Here is a 15610-nt window from a genome sequence, read left to right as displayed (position 1 = left end):
GGCCGCCGCCGCGGTCTTCGCCGGGACGGCGCTGACCGGAGGCCACACGCGGGCCGCCGGTCCCGCCGCCGACCGGCCGGGCCGCCCCGACCGGCCCCTGGTCACCGAGCCCGGCGGGATTCTCAACCCGATGGGCGTGCTGCCCGGCCGGCTGCCGGAGGGAAAGGTCGAACCGATCGTGTTCGCCTTCCTGGACCACTGCAGGTTGAAGAGCCCCAAGGCGACGACGGACGCCAAGGGCGAGTGCGCCCAATGGCGGCTGGTCGGACGGTCCGGGAAGCAGTGGCGGCTGTCGGACGGCATCGGCTCGCGCGTGGTGAAGCCGCGGAACTACATGAACGCCGACGCGCCGCTGACGATCAGCCCGGACGGATGGCACATCGCCTACTACCGCGCCCAGGACCAGCGGCTCGTGGTCCGCGACCTCACCTCGGGGAAGGTCACCCCGGTCAGCCGCAGCGCGCTCCCGGCGGACGTCCCCCAGATGATGTTCTCCGGCGACGGATCGCACCTCGCCCTGAATTCGGCGGAGCCCCACAACAGCGCGGCGACGCTGGTCGACACCAGGACCGGAGCCGTGACGCCCCTGCGCGCCGGGACCGTCCTCGGCCTCAGCCGGGACGGGTCCACGGTCGTGCAGGGCGACATCCGGAACAAGCGGGCGCCCCTCACCGTCTCCGGCCCGGACGGATCCGTGCGCGCGACCGTCCGGCTCGATCCGAAGGTCGACCTGCGCGGCATGGCCGGCAACGCGCTCTCGCCCGACGGGCGCACGCTGCTCACCTTCTCGACGAGGATGGACAAGGCCGTCCTCGTGGACGTCCGCACCGGCCTGATCACCTCGGTGGGCCGGATCAACGGCGTGGTGGGCGGGAAGGCATGGACGAGCCCGACGACCTACTTCGCCCTGAGGCACGTGACCAGGACACCGGACCCGCGCGCCGCGAAGGGCACGTGGCCGGGGCAGGCGTCCCAGGGTGTCATCGTCGACCTGACCACCGGGGCGTTCCGTGACGTCGGCATGAGGTTCTCGATCAAGGCGTGGCAGTCCGCCGAGGAGTACGGCGGCTACCTCTCCTGAACCGCCCGCGGAAGGGAAGGGACGGGTGTCCTCGGCCGAGCCGCGGGCACCCGTCCAGGTCAGGGGTCAGCTCTTGGCGCGCTGCTGCTTGAGGCGGAGCTCCTCCTTGCGGACCTCGGCGTGGGTGGCGCGCTCGCGCTCGAGCCAGTCGGGGTTCTCGGCCTTCAGTGCCTCGATCTCCGCCGTGGTGAGGGGGCCCGTGACGCCGCCTCGAACCAGGCCCGAGGCGGAGACGCGAAGCTTCGCCGCGACGACCTGGCGGGGGTGGGGACCCTCGCGGCGCAGGTCGGCGAGCCACGAGGGCGGGTCGGCCTGGAGCGCGTTCAGCTCGTCCCGCGAGACGACGCCCTCCTGGAATTCGGCGGGCGCTGCCGACAGCAGGATCCCCAGCTTCTTGGCCGCCGTCGCCGGCTTCATGGTCTGCGGGGTCTTCGCCTTGGACGTGCTCATGGCACCAAGGGTAGCCAGGGCGGGAGAGCCGTCCGGACGCGGCTAGGCTGAGGAGGTGACCGAGAGTGAGTTCCGGCTGGCTTACGCGCCGGGGGTGACGCCCGGAAAGTGGGCCGGGATGTGGGCCGAGCGGGTGCGGGAGGTGCCGCTCCAGCTGATCCAGACGCCCACCACCGAGGCCGTCCCCCTGCTGAGGGACGGCGGTGTCGACGCGGCGTTCGTGCGCCTGCCCGTCGACCGCGAGGGCCTCCACGTGATCCCGCTGTACCTGGAGACGACCGTGGTCGTGGTGCCGAAGGACCACGACATGGCCGCGGTCGAGGAGGTGGAGCTCGCCGACCTCGCCGACGAGGACGTGATCGAACCGCTGGACGACGTCCTGACCTGGGACGAGCGTCCCGGGCAGCCCGCGTTCACCCGTCCCGCGACGACGGCGGGCGCGGTCGAGCTGGTGGCGTCGGGGGCCGGCGTCCTGCTGGTCCCCCAGTCCCTGGCCCGCCTCCACCACCGCAAGGACCTCACGTACCGCACGGTGAACGACTCCCCGCAGTCCCAGATCGGGCTGGCCTGGCTCGAGGGCGAGACCAGCGACCTCATGGAGGAGCTGATCGGGATCGTCCGCGGCCGTACCCCGAACAGCACGCGCGGCCGCGCTCCCCAGCAAGCGAAGCCGCAGCCACAGTCGCAGCCCGGCCGTAAGAAGCCGCCGCAGAAGAACACCGCCGCGGGCAAGCAGCAGCAGCGCCGCCGGCCGCGCCGCCGCGCCTGAGAGCCGCGCCGAGTCTGAGGGCAGACCCGCTCTGAAGGCAGCACCGCGCCTGAAGGCGGCACCGCGTCTGAGAGCCGCGCTCACCGACCCGTGACCGAGACCCGCACCCGGACGGTGCGGGTCTCGGCATTTCGGCGGCGGGCGGTCTCCGCCGGTCGTCGCGTTGTAGTAAAAGGCCAGGTCATGGTCTGTGCAAGTCCGTTCGTTCGCTGTTCTCCGGGGGTACGGGCCGAACCAAAAAGGAAGGCGTCGGGCAGCCGAAGCCGATATCTCCCAGGAGGACGTTCTCTGATGTCCCGAACAAGCCTGTGCAGGACCGGACGCTCGTCCGCTCCGGTGTCCCGGCCGTGGCGGAGCCGCGTCGCGCTGACGGCGCTTCCCGTGGCGGCGCTGGCGGCCGCGGCGACCGGCTGCGGCTCGTCCAGCACCTCGTCCAAGTCGAGCAGCAGCCCCAGCGAGTCGTCCCCGCCCGCCGCGACGACCACGTCCGCGCCGGCCACGACGTCGCCGCCCGCGACGACGTCCGCTCCGGGCTCGTCCGCGGCCGGAGGGACGGTCGCAACGGCGACGGCGGCCGGCCTGGGGCAGATCCTGGTCGACGGGCATGGCCGCACCCTGTACCTGTTCGAGAAGGACCAGGGCACCAAGTCCTCCTGCACCGGGCCCTGCGCGGGGGTGTGGCCGCCCGCCGTCAGCACGGGCAAGCCGCATGCCGGATCGGGCGCGAAGTCGTCGATGATCGGCACCACCACCAGGAACGGCGGCGTCAAGCAGACGACCTACGGCGGGCACCCGCTGTATTACTACACGCCGGACGCCGGCCAGAAGGGCAGCACCAAGGGCGAGGGCCTCAACCAGTTCGGCGGCGGCTGGTACGTGGTGTCCCCGAGCGGAAAGAAGGTCGAGGAGAGCAGCAGCAGTGGCGGTGGCGGTGGCGGCTACTGATCCGCCGCGCGTCCGGGCCGCTCCCGCTTGGCGGGGGTGGTCCGCCGTCGCGCTCGGGGGCCTGCTGGCCACCGGCTGCGCCTTCGCCACGAACACGCGGCATCCCGGCCGCCGGCACCTCTCGACGGCGTCCGCGCGGGGGCTCGGGCAGATCATCGTGGACGGCGGGGGCCGCACGTTGTACCTGTTCGCCGCCGACCCGCCGAACCGGTCCACGTGCTTCGGCGCCTGCGCGAGCGTCTGGCCCCCGGCCACCACCCAGGGACCGCCCGGGGCCACCGGCGGGGCCCAGGCGGACCTGCTGACCACGATCGCCCGCCCGGACGGCCCGCGCCAGCTCGTCTACGGCGGGCATCCCCTGTACTACTACCAAGCCGACACCGGACGCGGCGACACCCGCGGGCAGGGCATCACCCAGTTCGGCGCCCCGTGGTTCGCCGTCACCCCTCAGGGACAGATCCAGGCCACGGGGAGCGCGTATGGCGGCGTCCAACACTGAACGCGCCGGGGTCGGCGCGGGTGCGGCCGTGCCGGTTCTGCTGCGCTATCTGGCCGTGCCGTTGCTGTTCGGCGTCGGCGTCGTGCACCTGTACGAGTACGTCGCCGACCACTACCGGGTCATCCCGATCATCGGCGACCTGTTCATCGCCAACTTCGCGACCGCGGTCGTCCTGGGCCTCGTCCTGGCCGCGCCGCCGAGGTCGCTGCGCTTTCTCGGGTCGCTGCCGGTCGTCCGGTCCGTGCCGTTCGCCGGCCGGGCCCCGCACGTGCTGGTCGCGATCGCCGCGATCCTGTTCCTCCTCGGGACGATCGCCGGGTTGATCGTCAGCGAGCAGGCCACGCTCTTCGGCTTCCATGAGTACGGCTACCGGGCCACGGTCTGGCTGGCGCTCGGCCTGGAGGCGGCCGCCGTCCTCGTTCTCGCCGCGTTCGCCGCCTTGGAAGCGCGCCGAGTGTCCGGTAGGTGAGGCGCTCTCGACTGCACGTCCGGACGTAGGGTTCGGGGCGTGACGTGGCGGAGGCGGAGGGCGCTCGTCGCCGAGCGCGCTCAACCGCACCTGCCGGGCCGGCGGGATCTGATCCTGGCGGCGGCCGTCGTCGGTGTGCAGGTGTCCGTGTGGGCGGTCCTCGTTCCCGGGGTTCCGGGCGAGGGCGCGAAGGCGATGGCCGCGGTGCTCGGCACGGGTGTCGCCGGTGGTGCGCTCGCCGTGCGCCGGATCGCGCCCGTGTGGGCCCTCGGCGGCGCGTCGACCTCGGCTCTCCTGAGCGTTTTCGCTGGTGGGGACGCCGTGGTGTGGCCGCTGGTTCTGGTGGTCGCGTTGTACTCGCTGGCCGTCCACCGGACGGCCGGGCTCGCCGCCACCGGGGCCGTCGCGGCCTCGCTCACGGCGGCCGCGGCCACCGCCGTCGCGGGCGCGTCCGCCAGGACCGTGGCGGGGACGGGACTGCTGGCGGCGGGCGGCACGGCGATCGTCTGGGTCCTGGGGAGATCGCGGCGGCGCAGGCGCGCGGACCGGTCGGCGCTCGCGGCCTACCGCGCCGGGACCACCGCGGTACCGCGGTTCGCCGCCGAGGCCGAGCGCGAGCGGCTCATGGCCGAACTGCACGACGTGGCGGCGCACCGGCTCACGGGCGTCGTGGTGGCGGCGGGCGCGGCGACCCGCCTCGCCGACCGGGAGATGGCGGCGGAGGCCACCCGGCACGCGGCGGTCGCGGCCCGGCAGGCCGTCGCGGAGCTGGACCGCCTCATCGAGGCCGCCGGGACCGTCACCTTCGACGACGTCGACGCCTTGGCCGCCGATCACGTGGGGGTCGACTACCTGCGGACGGTCGCCGACACGCCGCCCGACGTCGTCGCGCTGGTCCATCGGGTGGTACGGGAGGCGCTGACGAACGCCGTCCGGTACGCGTCGGGCGCCCGCCGCGTCCGGGTCGAGGAGACCACCACCTCGCTCACCACCTCGCTCACCGTCACGGTCACCGACGAAGGCGGCGCTCCCGCCGCGCCCGGCCTCGGGACGGGACGCGGCCTGGCCGGGCTCGGCTCCGCCACGCGCGCCCTCGGCGGCGCGTTCTCCGCAGGCCCCGACGGCACGGGCTGGACGGTACGCGCCGAAATCCCCCTGCCACCCGCATCCGCGCCCGAGAGCGTGAGGGAGCGGTGGGGTGCCTTCCTGGACGCGGCGAGGGGCTGGCGGGGGCCGGCCGCGTTGGACGCGGTGCTGGTGGTGCTGGCGGTCGCGCTGTCCCTCGGCGCCGAGCTGCCTCCGGGAGGTGATCCGGATCCGTTCTCCTCGCCTCTTCTCGGCGCTCCGCTGGCGCTGTTGTTCACCGTCCACGCGTTTCCGCTCTGGTGGCGGAGGCAGGCGCCGCGGGGTGCGCTGACCATCGCCCTCGCGACGCTCCTGGTGTGGCTGGGGCTCGACCTGGCCGGATGGCCGGGGCCGCCTCTCAGCGACGTGTTCCTCTGGAACTGGTGGGTCGAGCTGGCGTTGGTGTACGCGGTCGCCGCCTTCCAGCCGGGCGTCCGGACCTGGCCCGCTCTCCTCGCCGTCGCGGTCGTGGGCGGGGCGGCCCTCGCCAGTGGCGACGGCATCACCGGGAATCGCGCAGGGGCGGGGGCGGTGCTCGCCGCGGCGCTCGCGATCCCGTGCCTGGCGGTCTGGGCGCTCGGCGCGCACACCGCCGGACGCCGGAGACGGCGGGACGCGGCCGCCGCGAGAGACCGCGTCCGGCTCGACCGTGAGGTGTCCGCCGCCGCCGCGGCCGAGCGCGTCCGCGTCGCCGACGGGCTGCGGCGGACCGCGCGGCGGCACACGCAGAACGTGGCGGACGAGGCCGACGCCGGACGCCTCGACGCCGTCCTCGCCGAGGCCAGGGCGGGGCTGGCCGCGCTCCGGGAACTACTCTCCGACCTGCGTGTACAGGACGACGGAGGCGACCCTCCCCCCACCGTCCAGGGCATCGCGGCGCTGGCGTCCCGGCGGGGTGCCGCCGTCCGGTTCGCGGGTGAGCGCAGGCCGCTGCCGCCCGCCCTCGAGGTCGCGGTGTTCCAGGTGGCGCGGGAGTTGTTCGCGGGCGGGGACGCGGTCACGGTCACGTTCTCCGGACGAGGCGTCGCGGTCTCCGGACAGGCACCCGGCGGAGCGGCGGCGGAGCGGCGACTGCGCGCGCTGACGGACGCCTGCGGCGGTACGCTGATGATCGCCGACGACGGCGCGGCACGCGGATGGCTGCCGGAGGTGTCCCGACCTTGACCGAGACCGTTGAGGCGGGCTCCCTGCCCGGGACCGCCGGGAGCGTCCGGTGATCCGCGTGGTGGTCGCCGACGACCAGGCCGTGGTGCGGGCGGGGATCGCCGCGATGGTCGGCGCCGAACCCGACATGACGGTGGTCGGGCAGGCGGGCGACAGCGAGACGGCCGTGGACCTCGTCGCCTCGCTCCGTCCCGACGTCGCGCTCATGGACATCCGCATGCCGGGCGCGGGCGGGCTGGCCGCGACCGGCAGGATCACCGCCGACGTCCCCTCGACCCGCGTGGTCGTGCTGACGACGTTCGACCTGGACGAGTACGTGTTCGCCGCCCTGCGCGCGGGCGCGGCGGGCTTCCTGCTGAAGGACGCCGACCCGGAGCGGGTGATCGACGCGGTCCGGCTCGTCGCGCGGGGCGACGCGCTGCTCGATCCGGCCGTGACCGGACGGCTGATCGGACGGTTCGCCGGTGGTCCCGGCCCGTCCGAGGCCGAGCGGCTCGCGGCGCTCACCCCCCGCGAGACGGAGGTGCTCCACCAGGTGGCGCGCGGCCTGACCAACGTGGAGGTGGCCGCCGCGCTCGGCATCAGCCCGGCGACGGTGAAGGACCACGTCGCGGCGGTGCTCGGGAAGCTCGCCGTCCGCGACCGGGTCCAGGCGACGATCTTCGCGTACGAGAGCGGCCTCATCCGTCCCGGCATCCGCTGACGCCGCGTCCGAGCGGGGGCATCCGCCGGACGGCGGGGTGGGCGTCCCCCGTTCCGAGGGGTTCCGGCGTCCTGGAATTGGGCCCGAAGGCCCAGGTCCAGGGCATTTCGCGCTTCTAGCGTGAGCCGCATGTCACGTACCGTCCTGCGCCGGTCGTCCGGCGCCCTTCTGCTCGCCACCTCCGCGCTGGTGGCCCCGTTCGCCGGTGTCGCCGGTTTCGTCGGGCTCGCGGCCGTCACCGCCGGCCTGCCGCTGCTCGCGGTCGTCGGGCTGCTGGTCGTGGCCGGTGCCGGCGTCCTGCTCGGCCTTCCGGCGTTCGCGCTGCTCGGGGTGCGCCGCAGGCGGGGGGCGGCGCTGCTCCTCGGCGCCGGACTCGCCGCCGCCGTGGCCGCGGCCGCCGCTCTCACGGTGTTCCGGCCCGGCCCCGTCCCGGCGGCCGCCGCGACTCCCGCCGGCGTCCGGTTCTGGAACCTGCCGACCGGCTCCCGGATCGCCTACGTCCACGCGCCGGCGCGCGGAAAGCCCAGGCCGACGCCCGTGATCTTCCTCCACGGAGGGCCCGGAACCCCGGGCGAGGGGATCCCGGTCGCGGGCCCCGCGCTCGCCGCGAGCGGCTTCGACGTGTACGCCTACGACCAGCTCGGCGCCGGACGCTCCACCCGGCTGTCCGACATCACCGGGTACACGGTCGCGCGCCACGTCGCCGACCTGGACGCCGTCCGCTCCACCCTCGGCGCGGACAAGATCATCATCGTGGGGCAGTCCTGGGGCGGCTCCCTCGCCGCGCAGTACATCGCGGCGCATCCCGACCGTGTCGCCAAGGTCGTCTTCACCTCGCCCGGCGGCCTGTGGCTCCCCGCCCTCCCGCACGGCGACGGCGACCCCTGGACGCGCCTCACCCCCGCGCAGAGGAAGCGCTACGACCAGCTGACGTCCTCGCCCCGCCTGGTCGCCGCCGTCCTCCTCATGGGCGTGAACCCGAACGCCGCGCACGCCCTGCTCGGCGACCGCGAGGCGGACGAGCGCTTCCACGAACTCGCCCTCGTCGGGAAGGACACCACCTCCTGCCCCGGCGCGACGCCGAGAACGCCCCACGAGAACCGCCAGGGCTTCTACGTCAACCAGATCACCAGCAAGGACTTCCGCAAAGTGCCCGACCCCCGCCCCGCCCTGCGCCGGGTGCGGACACCGGCGCTGATCATGCGCGGCGAGTGCGACTTCATCACGTGGGAGGCGACCCGCGACTACCGCCAGACCCTCCCGAACTCGACCCTCGTCATGGTCAAGGGCGCCGGCCACGCCATCGCCGGCGACCAGCCCGCCGCCTACACCGCCCTCCTCCGCGCCTTCCTCCTCAACCGGCCCCTCCCCCTCCCCGCCTACACCGCCTCGACCCCGCCCCGCTGACCGGGACGGGACGGGACGGGACGGGACGGGACGGGACGGGACGGGTGGTCAGGGGTGGAGGGTCTTGTCTATGACGTTGACGGTGGCGGCGGAGATCTGCTGGTGGCCGGCGGCGTTGGGGTGGTCGCCGTCGCCGGAGAGGTAGTGGGTCTCGTCGTAGGCGTAGTCCGGGCCCTTGAACGCCGCGCGCAGGTCCACGTAGGCGGAGCCGGTGGCGCTGGCCGTCTTCCTGATGATGCCGTTGACCTCGTCGGTCATCTCGGACGCCGCGTGGACGTAGGCCGACCCCTGTTCCTTGGCGTACCGGCCGCCCAGCCACACGCTCCAGTAGTCCAGCAGGACCACGAGGACCTCGCGGCCCTCCGTCAGCTCGTGCACCCGGGAGACGATCGCCGAGAGATTGTGCTCCAGCTTGGGGATCTGCTTCTCGTAGCAGGCCGTCGAGGTGCCGCACGACCTGTCGAAGGACACGTCGTTGGCGCCCACCTCGACGTCCACGGCGTCGGCCTTCGCCACGTTCGCGGCGACCTTGGACTTCGCGCGCAGTTGCGCGAGGACGTCCGAGCTCGTGTATCCGCCGACGGCCTCGTTGGTCGCCGCCACATGCCGGGTGCCGGGGACGGTCAGGGCCTTGGCGGTCAGCTCCGGGTAGGGGTCGCAGCCGCAGCCGGCGCCCTCCGGCACCGAGTCGCCCAGGGCCACGACCGACCGGGGCACGGCGCGGGTCGGAGCCGCCTGCGGGCTCGACGTCACCTCGTGCCCCGGGACCTCGGGGCTCGGCCTGGCGGACCCCGGGCCGTTCGAGCAGCCGGCGATCATGATCGCGCACGCGAGGAGCGTGGCGCGCGGACTCACGCCCATACGGCAATTCTAAGTGCGGTAGTAAAACTCACCGCCCGGCCTTGGGCATGGGTACTTCATGAAGTCATCGGCGGTCGGCCGGTCCATTCAATTATCGGCGATGCGTGTTTCGGTCAGATTCTGTGGTTGCCGCCGCCGTCCTTGACGCCCGCGGGGCGGCAGAAGCCGAACCTCGGCGGGGAGCCCTTGCCTCCGGACAGGACCTTGACCTGCTTGGGCGCGTTGAGGCTGTAGGTGTTGTCCTTGAGGACGTTGCCCTTGCCGCACTTCTCCCTGCCGTACGGCGGCAGCTTGGCCCACTCGCTGAACAGCGCGTACCTGCCCGAGTGCGTCATGGTGTTGCCCTCGACGGTGTTGTAGCTGCTGCCGTCGCGGACGCGGACCGGGTCGCCGCTGATGGAGGAGAACGTGTTCTTCGTGATGCGGACGTGGGACGTCCGGACCAGGTAGACGCCGTGCATGTTCCCGCTGTTGCTGAGCTTGGTGAACCGGTTCCGGGTAATGGTGATCCCGGTGGAGTCCTGGATGTGGACGCCCGCGAATCCCTTGGGGCCGCTCAGGTTCGTGAAAGTGTTACCGGACACGGTGATGTTCCGGGAGTTCTTGATGAAGATGCCGTTCTGGGCGTTCGCGAACGTCCGGCCGCTGATCTTCTTGCCGCTCTGGCCATAGAGGCAGATCTTGTAGACGCCCTTCTGGGCGCCCTGGCACTGGTACGCGGCGGCGTCGGCGACGCCCGGGACGGTGAGGAGCGCGCCGCCGGTGAGGGCGGCGGCGGTCACGGGCAGGAGGAGTCGGCGCATCGGGTCCGTCCTGGGGTCGGGGGTGAGTCGCGGGCGATCCTACGGAGATCAACTTCCTGGGGGTTGTCCGAAACCGGCCTCGTTCCGGTGGACGGCGTCGCGTCCGGGGGGCGGCGTCGCGTCCGGGGGGCGGAGGAAACGGCGGGCAACCGGATCCCGGGGTGGCGTGTCGTAGAGGGGCAGTGGCCGAATCCTTGGAGTGCGGATGGATGGTGAACTGCTTCGTGGGTAGGGCGGTGGCGAGATCGGATGTGGCCGACCGGGACGGAACGTCGGACGCGTCCCCCCAGGTCGGCGAACACGCCGCCCCGGGCGGGACAAAGGACACGGACGGCACCGACCTCCCGGACGACTCGGACGTCGACACGTCCCGTGCGCCCCTTGAGAACGGCACGGACGGTGCGGGCGGCACGGGCCTCGCGGACGGTGCGGACGGCGCGGGCCTCGCGGACAGTGCGGGCGGTGCGGGCGGTGCGGGTCTCGTGGAGGGGGCGGGCAGGGCGGAGGCCGAGGGTGGTGGGGAGCCGGACGTGGCGGAGGAGTGGGTGGCCGCGCGGCTGCCCGCGTTGCAGCGGTACGCGTACCTGCTCACCGGCTCCGCGCATGACGCCGAGGACGTCGTGCAGACCGCGCTGGCCCGGACGCTGGCGGCGTGGCCCCGGGTGACGCGCAAGCACGACCCGGAGCCGTACGTGCGGAAGGCCATCGCCCGGCTGGTGCTGAACTCCAGGCGGCGCGCGTGGCGGGAGAGGTTGTGGGCGAGTCCGCCGGAGCGGGCCGAGCAGCCGTCCTGGCCGGGTGACCGCGTGGTGATGTGGACGGCCCTGGCGACCCTGCCGCCGCGCCAGCGCGCGGTGGTGGTGCTGCGGTACTACGAGGACCTGTCCGAGGCGCAGATCGCCGAGACCCTCGGCTGTTCGCCCGGCACGGTCAAGAGCCAGTCCGCCAAGGCGCTGGCGAAGCTGAAGCGGTACTTCGAGTCCGAGAGGGCGGCCCGGTGACCGATTTCGACGTGCTCCTCCGCGAGACCCTCCAGGAGAGGGCGGAGACGGTGTCGCCCGCGCCGGACGCGGTCCGGTCGGTGGCGGTCCGCGCACACCGGATCCGGCGGCGCCGCCGGGCCTCGGCGATGGCCGGGGTCGCGGCGGCGGTGACGGCGGCGGTGCTGGCCGGTGCCCTGGCGGCTCTTCCGAACGACCGTCCCGAGGAGCCCGCCACCGGCGTGTCCGGGCTCAGCCTGATCGATGTCCGCGGGCTGAAGGGCAAGGCTCTCCAGCCGGTCCCCCTGAACGGCCGGCTCTACATGGTCGAGGACAACGGCGACGTCGTCAGGGTGGACGCCGGGGGCGCGGTGGTGGCGCGGGGGCGTCCCGGCCTCGACCAGCCGGGGCAGGAGCAGCCGATCGTGTTCGGCGCGTCCACCCAGAGCCTGTTCGTCTCCGGCGGGGGGCTCTGGATGGTGGGGAACACACCCGGGACCCGGTACCTTCTCCAGCGGCTCGACCCCATGACCCTGAAGGTCGTCCTGAGGGTCCCCCTGGACCCGGAGAACGCCGGCAGCGTGACCGCGACGCCGACGTCGATCTGGGCCACCGCCCCCACCACGCCCCGCATCGTCGTCCGCAGGGACGGGCGCACCGGGGCCCTCGTCGAGCGCCTGCGGGTGGTGGGCAACCTGCCGCCCGGGCTGGACGAGCCCACCTTCGGCCTGGTGTCGGTGGACGAGAAGGCGGGCGTGGCCTGGCTGTTCGCCAAGGTGACGAACCAGATCCCCGTCGTCATGCCCGCGAGGATCTCTCCGGGGCGGCTGACCGTGATCGGCTTCAACACCCTGTCGCAGCTGACGACGGGACGCCTGGCTCCCGGTGATGACGGCACGCTCTGGGCGGCGGCGAACACGACGGTCGGGCACCTGGCCCCGGAAGCGGACGGGATCTCCCTCCGGCACCTGGCCACCGGGTACTACCTGCCCTGGGCCTGGAGCAGCGACTTCCAGCAGTTCACCGCCACCCCGGGAAGGCTCTGGGCCCTCGCGACCCCTCCCGCCACCGTCCCGCCGCGGACGACGCTCGTCTGCCTCGACGCCGGCACCGGCGAGGTCCTCGGCCGGTATCCGCTCCACGGACGCTACGACCGGGTGTTCTCGCTGGAAGTGACCGGGGACAAGCACCAGGTCTACGTCCAGTTCGGTTCCCGTCTCTACACGCTCCACGGCCCGGACCGCTGCCTCTCCTGAGCGGCGGGATGGTCAGGCGGGCTGGTGGGCCGGGACGACGGCGAGGACGCGGGTGCCGTCGCCCAAAGAACTGGTGACGGTGAGTTCGCCGCCGAGTTCGGCCAGGCGGTCGCGCATCCCGTCGAGCCCGAACCCGCCGGAACCACTGGAACCGCCGAAGCCGCGGGAGCCGCCGACGGCGAAGCCGCGGCCGTCGTCGGTGATCTCCAGCTCGATGCCGTGCGGCTCCTGCGCGAGGACGAGGCCGACCGTGGTCGCGGCGGCGTGCTTGCGGACGTTGGCCAGCGACTCCTGGGTGCAGCGCAGCAGCGCGATCCTGGCCTGCTGGTCGCACTCGACGTCGGGCAGGTCGGCGGTGACGGCCAGCCCGGTGTCCTCGGCGAACCGGTCGAGGGTCCGGCGCAGGGTCCGGGCGACCGAGCCCTGGTCGGCGCGCGGGGCCGAGCCGACCAGGGCGCGGGCCTCCGCGAGGTTCTCGCGGGCGGTGCGCTCGATCGAGACCAGCTGCCGGGAGCTTTCAACGGCGTCCGGGCCGAGGCCGGATCGCGCGGCCTCGGCCAGGACGATGATGGACGCGAAGCCCTGCGCGAGGGTGTCGTGGATCTCCCGGGCGAGGCGTTCGCGTTCCCGCGCGGCGCCCTCGCGCCGGTGCGCGGCGAGCAGTTCCCGCTGGGTCTCCTCCAGCTCCTCGCTCAGGACGCGGGCGCGCTCGTCGCTCTGCCCGATGTACCAGTGCATCAGCAGGCCGACCAGGACGCCCGCGACGTAGCCGATGCAGGTGAAGACGGTGTTGCCGCTGGCGAGGGCGCCGCCGGCGGCCGCGCCGAGGAGGGTGAGCGCCGCGGCGGCGCCGCTCAGCGCGATCGCGCGCCGGGGCCGTCCGCCGAGGATCCAGAACTGGGGCAGGGAGATGATGAACATCGCCGCGCCGCCCTTGAGCAGGTACGACTGCGCCCCGAGGCCGAGCGCGAGGACGACGAGGAACACCCGCGGACGCAGCAGGGGGGCGTCCGGCCGCCACCTGAAGAGCACGTAGCAGAGGCCCAGCGCGACCAGCAGCGCGCACATGCCGTACCTCGTCACCGCCGGGCTGTCGTCCCCCAGGACGGCGATGCCCGGCGGGACCAGGCCGAAGACCAGCCACAACCCCGAGTACCAGCGATGAAGCCTTCGCAACTGGTGCCGGTCGTTGGCCCGCTGCGCCGGAATCATGCCGGTCACCCTACTTTCGCCAGGGGAGGCGCGGTCGCGCCGCCCCGCGCCCGGCGCATGCCGCGCGACGGCCACCAGCAGGCGTTCCCGAGCAGCAGCATGAGCGCGGGCAGGATCACCACGCGGATGACGAACGCGTCCAGCAGCACGGCGGCCGCCAGGCTGAGGCCCATCTGCTTCGTCTCTCCTCGATCCGGACGCCGGGATGGGCGGCCCCCGCCCGCGCGGTCTCGGCGCGGAGCGGCGCGAGGTGGTCCTCGGCCTCGGCCTCGGAGCCCTTCAGCGTCACGTCCACGCGGACCGCCGGGCCGTCCGCACAGGAGAGGGGAGCATGCGGACCATGCTCTTCACCGGGGACCCGTCCTCGACAGGCTCGACCGGTGGAACCTCCCGTCCACCGGTCGGTGGACGCGACGCCGTCCCGGCACCGAAGGGTTTGCGGGGTATTGACCGAAACCTCTGCGTCGCCTGTCACGGCCGGGAAAGGACACTGTCAGTGATTCAGGTCGTTCGCGCGGTGATGCGCGCGGTGAGGGGTGGACGGTGGCGACGTTGCCGACGCTGGGGTCGGGGCTCGGGTACCGGACGGAGCTGGCCGGGGACATCGACCGGCACGCCGACCGGATCGACTGGCTGGAAGTGACCAGCGAGCACTTCCTGTTCGCCCCCGAGGCGCGGGAGCGGCTCGGCGACCTGGCGCGGCGCTTCATGATCGTCCCGCACGGGGTGGAACTGTCCATCGGCTCCGACCGGGAGCCGGACGCCGCCTACCTGGACGCGCTGGCCCGCCTGGTCGAGGACGCCGACGCGCCCTGGTTCAGCGACCACCTGTGCTTCACCCGGACCGACGACGTCGCGCTCGGGCTGCTCGCGCCCCTGCCGCGCACCCGGCAGGTCGCCCGCCGCCTGGCCGGGCGGGCGCAGTGGGTGCAGCGGACCGTCGGCCGCCCCTTCCTGCTGGAGAACATCACCTACTACGTGGACCTGGCCACGCCGCTGACCGAGGCGGAGTTCATCGCCGAGGTGATGGAGCACTGCGACTGCGGCCTGCTGCTGGACGTGGCGAACCTCGACATCAACGCCCGCAACCACGGCTTCGACCCCCTGGACTTCCTGGACGTCCTTCCGCTCGAACGCGTCGTCCAGGTGCATCTGGCCGGGGGAGGCGAGGACGAGGAGATGGCGCTCGACACGCACAGCGCGCCCGTGCCGTCCCGCGTGTGGGACCTGCTGGACGAGGTCGTCGCGCGGACCCCGGTCCGGGCCTCGCTCATCGAGCGGGACACCGGCTTCCCCGACGACTTCACCGAACTGCTGGACGAGGTCGACCGCGCCCGGACGGCCCTGGCGGCACGCGACGGGCTGCGTGTGATGGGCCGCGTGTGATGGAGGGCGTGTGATGGGACTGGCGGACGCGCTGGCCGCGATGCTGACCAGCGAGGACGATCTCGCGCTCCTGCACCGGGACCCGGCGGCGCTGCGCGACCGGTTCGCGCTGACCGGGGCCGAGCTGGCCATGCTCACCGGGGCCGGTCCCGCGGGCTACCGGATCACGCGCCGCAACGTGCAGGCGAAGCTGCGGCGGGCGATCCGCGTCTGCCTTCCGGTCACCGTCGCCCACCTGCACCACCACCACCGTGACCTGTGGGAGCGGTTCGCGGCGACGCTCGTCCGGCCGCCGCGTCCGGTGCACCGGCACGGCATCTGGGAGTCGGAGCGGCTGGCGGACTGGCTGGCGTCGCTCGACCTCGCCCCGCTCGCCGACTACGCCCGCTACGAGCTGGAACGCACGAAGCTGCGGCGTCCCGACATCGACGCGCGCGGCGTGGGCGGCGCGGGCGGCGCGGGCGGCGCGGGCGGCGCGGTCCCCGGACGGCCGCGGGGGC

At 73.6% G+C, this 15610-nt stretch carries 17 protein-coding genes; 12 read left to right on the top strand and 5 right to left on the bottom strand.

Translation table 11 applies throughout. The annotated features are described in order from the left end of the window. Positions 1 to 1081: TolB family protein (locus EBO15_RS44750; RefSeq protein WP_158628486.1), on the top strand; the 1081-nt coding region annotated here is incomplete at its 5' end. A 66-nt stretch (positions 1082 to 1147) separates the two neighbouring features. On the opposite strand, the gene EBO15_RS39560 is transcribed toward EBO15_RS44750, so the two are convergent. Continuing rightward, the gene (locus EBO15_RS39560) at positions 1148 to 1531 is read right to left on the bottom strand and encodes a DUF5997 family protein (protein ID WP_122199596.1); all 384 of its coding nucleotides are present in this window, start codon (positions 1529 to 1531) and stop codon (positions 1148 to 1150) included. Positions 1532 to 1586: 55 nt separating this feature from the next. Here EBO15_RS39560 and EBO15_RS39555 point away from each other — a divergent pair, with 55 nt between their 5' ends. The 7 genes from EBO15_RS39555 to EBO15_RS39525 all read left to right on the top strand — a co-directional run bounded on the left by EBO15_RS39555 (position 1587) and on the right by EBO15_RS39525 (position 8612). Further along, positions 1587 to 2300 carry a LysR family substrate-binding domain-containing protein gene (locus EBO15_RS39555; protein ID WP_233616780.1) on the top strand — a complete coding sequence of 238 codons (714 nt, stop codon included), beginning with the start codon at positions 1587 to 1589 and terminating at the stop codon, positions 2298 to 2300. A 291-nt stretch (positions 2301 to 2591) separates the two neighbouring features. Continuing rightward, the gene (locus EBO15_RS39550) at positions 2592 to 3245 is read left to right on the top strand and encodes a COG4315 family predicted lipoprotein (RefSeq protein ID WP_122199595.1); all 654 of its coding nucleotides are present in this window, start codon (positions 2592 to 2594) and stop codon (positions 3243 to 3245) included. Then, positions 3220 to 3744: a COG4315 family predicted lipoprotein gene (locus tag EBO15_RS39545; RefSeq protein WP_199745117.1), complete on the top strand. Its 525-nt coding sequence runs from the start codon at positions 3220 to 3222 to the stop codon at positions 3742 to 3744. The genes EBO15_RS39550 and EBO15_RS39545 overlap by 26 nt, the downstream gene beginning before the upstream one ends. Beyond that, a complete protein-coding gene (locus tag EBO15_RS39540) occupies positions 3725 to 4213 on the top strand; it encodes a hypothetical protein (protein WP_122199594.1) in 489 nt (162 codons plus the stop codon). The genes EBO15_RS39545 and EBO15_RS39540 overlap by 20 nt, the downstream gene beginning before the upstream one ends. 39 nt (positions 4214 to 4252) lie before the next feature. Next, positions 4253 to 6502, top strand: a complete 2250-nt coding sequence (locus EBO15_RS39535; protein ID WP_122199593.1) for a sensor histidine kinase — start codon at positions 4253 to 4255, stop codon at positions 6500 to 6502. 49 nt (positions 6503 to 6551) lie between these two features. Further along, positions 6552 to 7205, top strand: coding sequence for a response regulator (locus EBO15_RS39530; protein ID WP_122199592.1), 654 nt, complete (start codon positions 6552 to 6554; stop codon positions 7203 to 7205). A gap of 129 nt (positions 7206 to 7334) precedes the next feature. After that, the gene (locus tag EBO15_RS39525) at positions 7335 to 8612 is read left to right on the top strand and encodes an alpha/beta hydrolase (protein WP_147481869.1); all 1278 of its coding nucleotides are present in this window, start codon (positions 7335 to 7337) and stop codon (positions 8610 to 8612) included. 48 nt (positions 8613 to 8660) lie between these two features. Here EBO15_RS39525 and EBO15_RS39520 read toward each other — a convergent pair whose 3' ends face one another. Both EBO15_RS39520 and EBO15_RS39515 read right to left on the bottom strand, forming a co-directional pair. Then, complete coding sequence (locus tag EBO15_RS39520) at positions 8661 to 9473, bottom strand: SGNH/GDSL hydrolase family protein (RefSeq protein ID WP_122199590.1); 813 nt, start codon at positions 9471 to 9473, stop codon at positions 8661 to 8663. A 113-nt stretch (positions 9474 to 9586) separates the two neighbouring features. Then, entirely contained in the window at positions 9587 to 10276 is a 690-nt protein-coding gene (locus tag EBO15_RS39515) for a right-handed parallel beta-helix repeat-containing protein (protein ID WP_122199589.1), read from the bottom strand. Between the two features lie 236 nt (positions 10277 to 10512). Between EBO15_RS39515 and EBO15_RS39510 the strand changes: the two genes are divergently transcribed. Together EBO15_RS39510 and EBO15_RS39505 are read left to right on the top strand one after the other, a co-directional pair. Continuing rightward, positions 10513 to 11277 (top strand): SigE family RNA polymerase sigma factor, encoded by a 765-nt coding sequence (locus tag EBO15_RS39510; protein WP_233616779.1) that lies wholly within the window; start codon positions 10513 to 10515, stop codon positions 11275 to 11277. After that, positions 11274 to 12512 carry a hypothetical protein gene (locus EBO15_RS39505; RefSeq protein ID WP_122199588.1) on the top strand — a complete coding sequence of 413 codons (1239 nt, stop codon included), beginning with the start codon at positions 11274 to 11276 and terminating at the stop codon, positions 12510 to 12512. The genes EBO15_RS39510 and EBO15_RS39505 overlap by 4 nt, the downstream gene beginning before the upstream one ends. A gap of 12 nt (positions 12513 to 12524) precedes the next feature. Here the strand turns inward: EBO15_RS39505 and EBO15_RS39500 are convergent, their stop codons facing one another. Both EBO15_RS39500 and EBO15_RS39495 read right to left on the bottom strand, forming a co-directional pair. Continuing rightward, complete coding sequence (locus tag EBO15_RS39500; protein WP_122199597.1) at positions 12525 to 13724, bottom strand: sensor histidine kinase; 1200 nt, start codon at positions 13722 to 13724, stop codon at positions 12525 to 12527. 5 nt (positions 13725 to 13729) lie between these two features. Next, complete coding sequence (locus tag EBO15_RS39495) at positions 13730 to 13897, bottom strand: MMPL family transporter (protein ID WP_199745115.1); 168 nt, start codon at positions 13895 to 13897, stop codon at positions 13730 to 13732. A 370-nt stretch (positions 13898 to 14267) separates the two neighbouring features. Between EBO15_RS39495 and EBO15_RS39490 the strand changes: the two genes are divergently transcribed. Beyond that, the gene (locus tag EBO15_RS39490; RefSeq protein ID WP_122199587.1) at positions 14268 to 15110 is read left to right on the top strand and encodes a DUF692 domain-containing protein; all 843 of its coding nucleotides are present in this window, start codon (positions 14268 to 14270) and stop codon (positions 15108 to 15110) included. Positions 15111 to 15123: 13 nt separating this feature from the next. Further along, positions 15124 to 15610 (top strand): hypothetical protein (locus tag EBO15_RS39485; protein ID WP_199745114.1); only part of this gene is annotated, 487 nt, incomplete at its 3' end.

The organism is Actinomadura harenae, assembly GCF_003696215.1.
In the GTDB taxonomy this organism is placed as follows: Bacteria; Actinomycetota; Actinomycetes; order Streptosporangiales; family Streptosporangiaceae; genus Spirillospora; species Spirillospora harenae.
Note: the sequence above shows the minus strand (reverse complement) of the source record. Positions and strands in the feature narration are given on the sequence as shown.

Bases quoted from the DNA above. Each gene is read 5' to 3' on its own strand.
- EBO15_RS39540 (WP_122199594.1), top strand. From the start codon at position 3,725: ATGGCGGCGTCCAACACTGAACGCGCCGGGGTCGGCGCGGGTGCGGCC.
- EBO15_RS39500 (WP_122199597.1), bottom strand. From the start codon at position 13,724: ATGATTCCGGCGCAGCGGGCCAACGACCGGCACCAGTTGCGAAGGCTT.
- EBO15_RS39560 (WP_122199596.1), bottom strand. From the start codon at position 1,531: ATGAGCACGTCCAAGGCGAAGACCCCGCAGACCATGAAGCCGGCGACG.
- EBO15_RS39495 (WP_199745115.1), bottom strand. From the start codon at position 13,897: ATGGGCCTCAGCCTGGCGGCCGCCGTGCTGCTGGACGCGTTCGTCATC.
- EBO15_RS39550 (WP_122199595.1), top strand. From the start codon at position 2,592: ATGTCCCGAACAAGCCTGTGCAGGACCGGACGCTCGTCCGCTCCGGTG.
- EBO15_RS39520 (WP_122199590.1), bottom strand. From the start codon at position 9,473: ATGGGCGTGAGTCCGCGCGCCACGCTCCTCGCGTGCGCGATCATGATC.
- EBO15_RS39515 (WP_122199589.1), bottom strand. From the start codon at position 10,276: ATGCGCCGACTCCTCCTGCCCGTGACCGCCGCCGCCCTCACCGGCGGC.
- EBO15_RS39525 (WP_147481869.1), top strand. From the start codon at position 7,335: ATGTCACGTACCGTCCTGCGCCGGTCGTCCGGCGCCCTTCTGCTCGCC.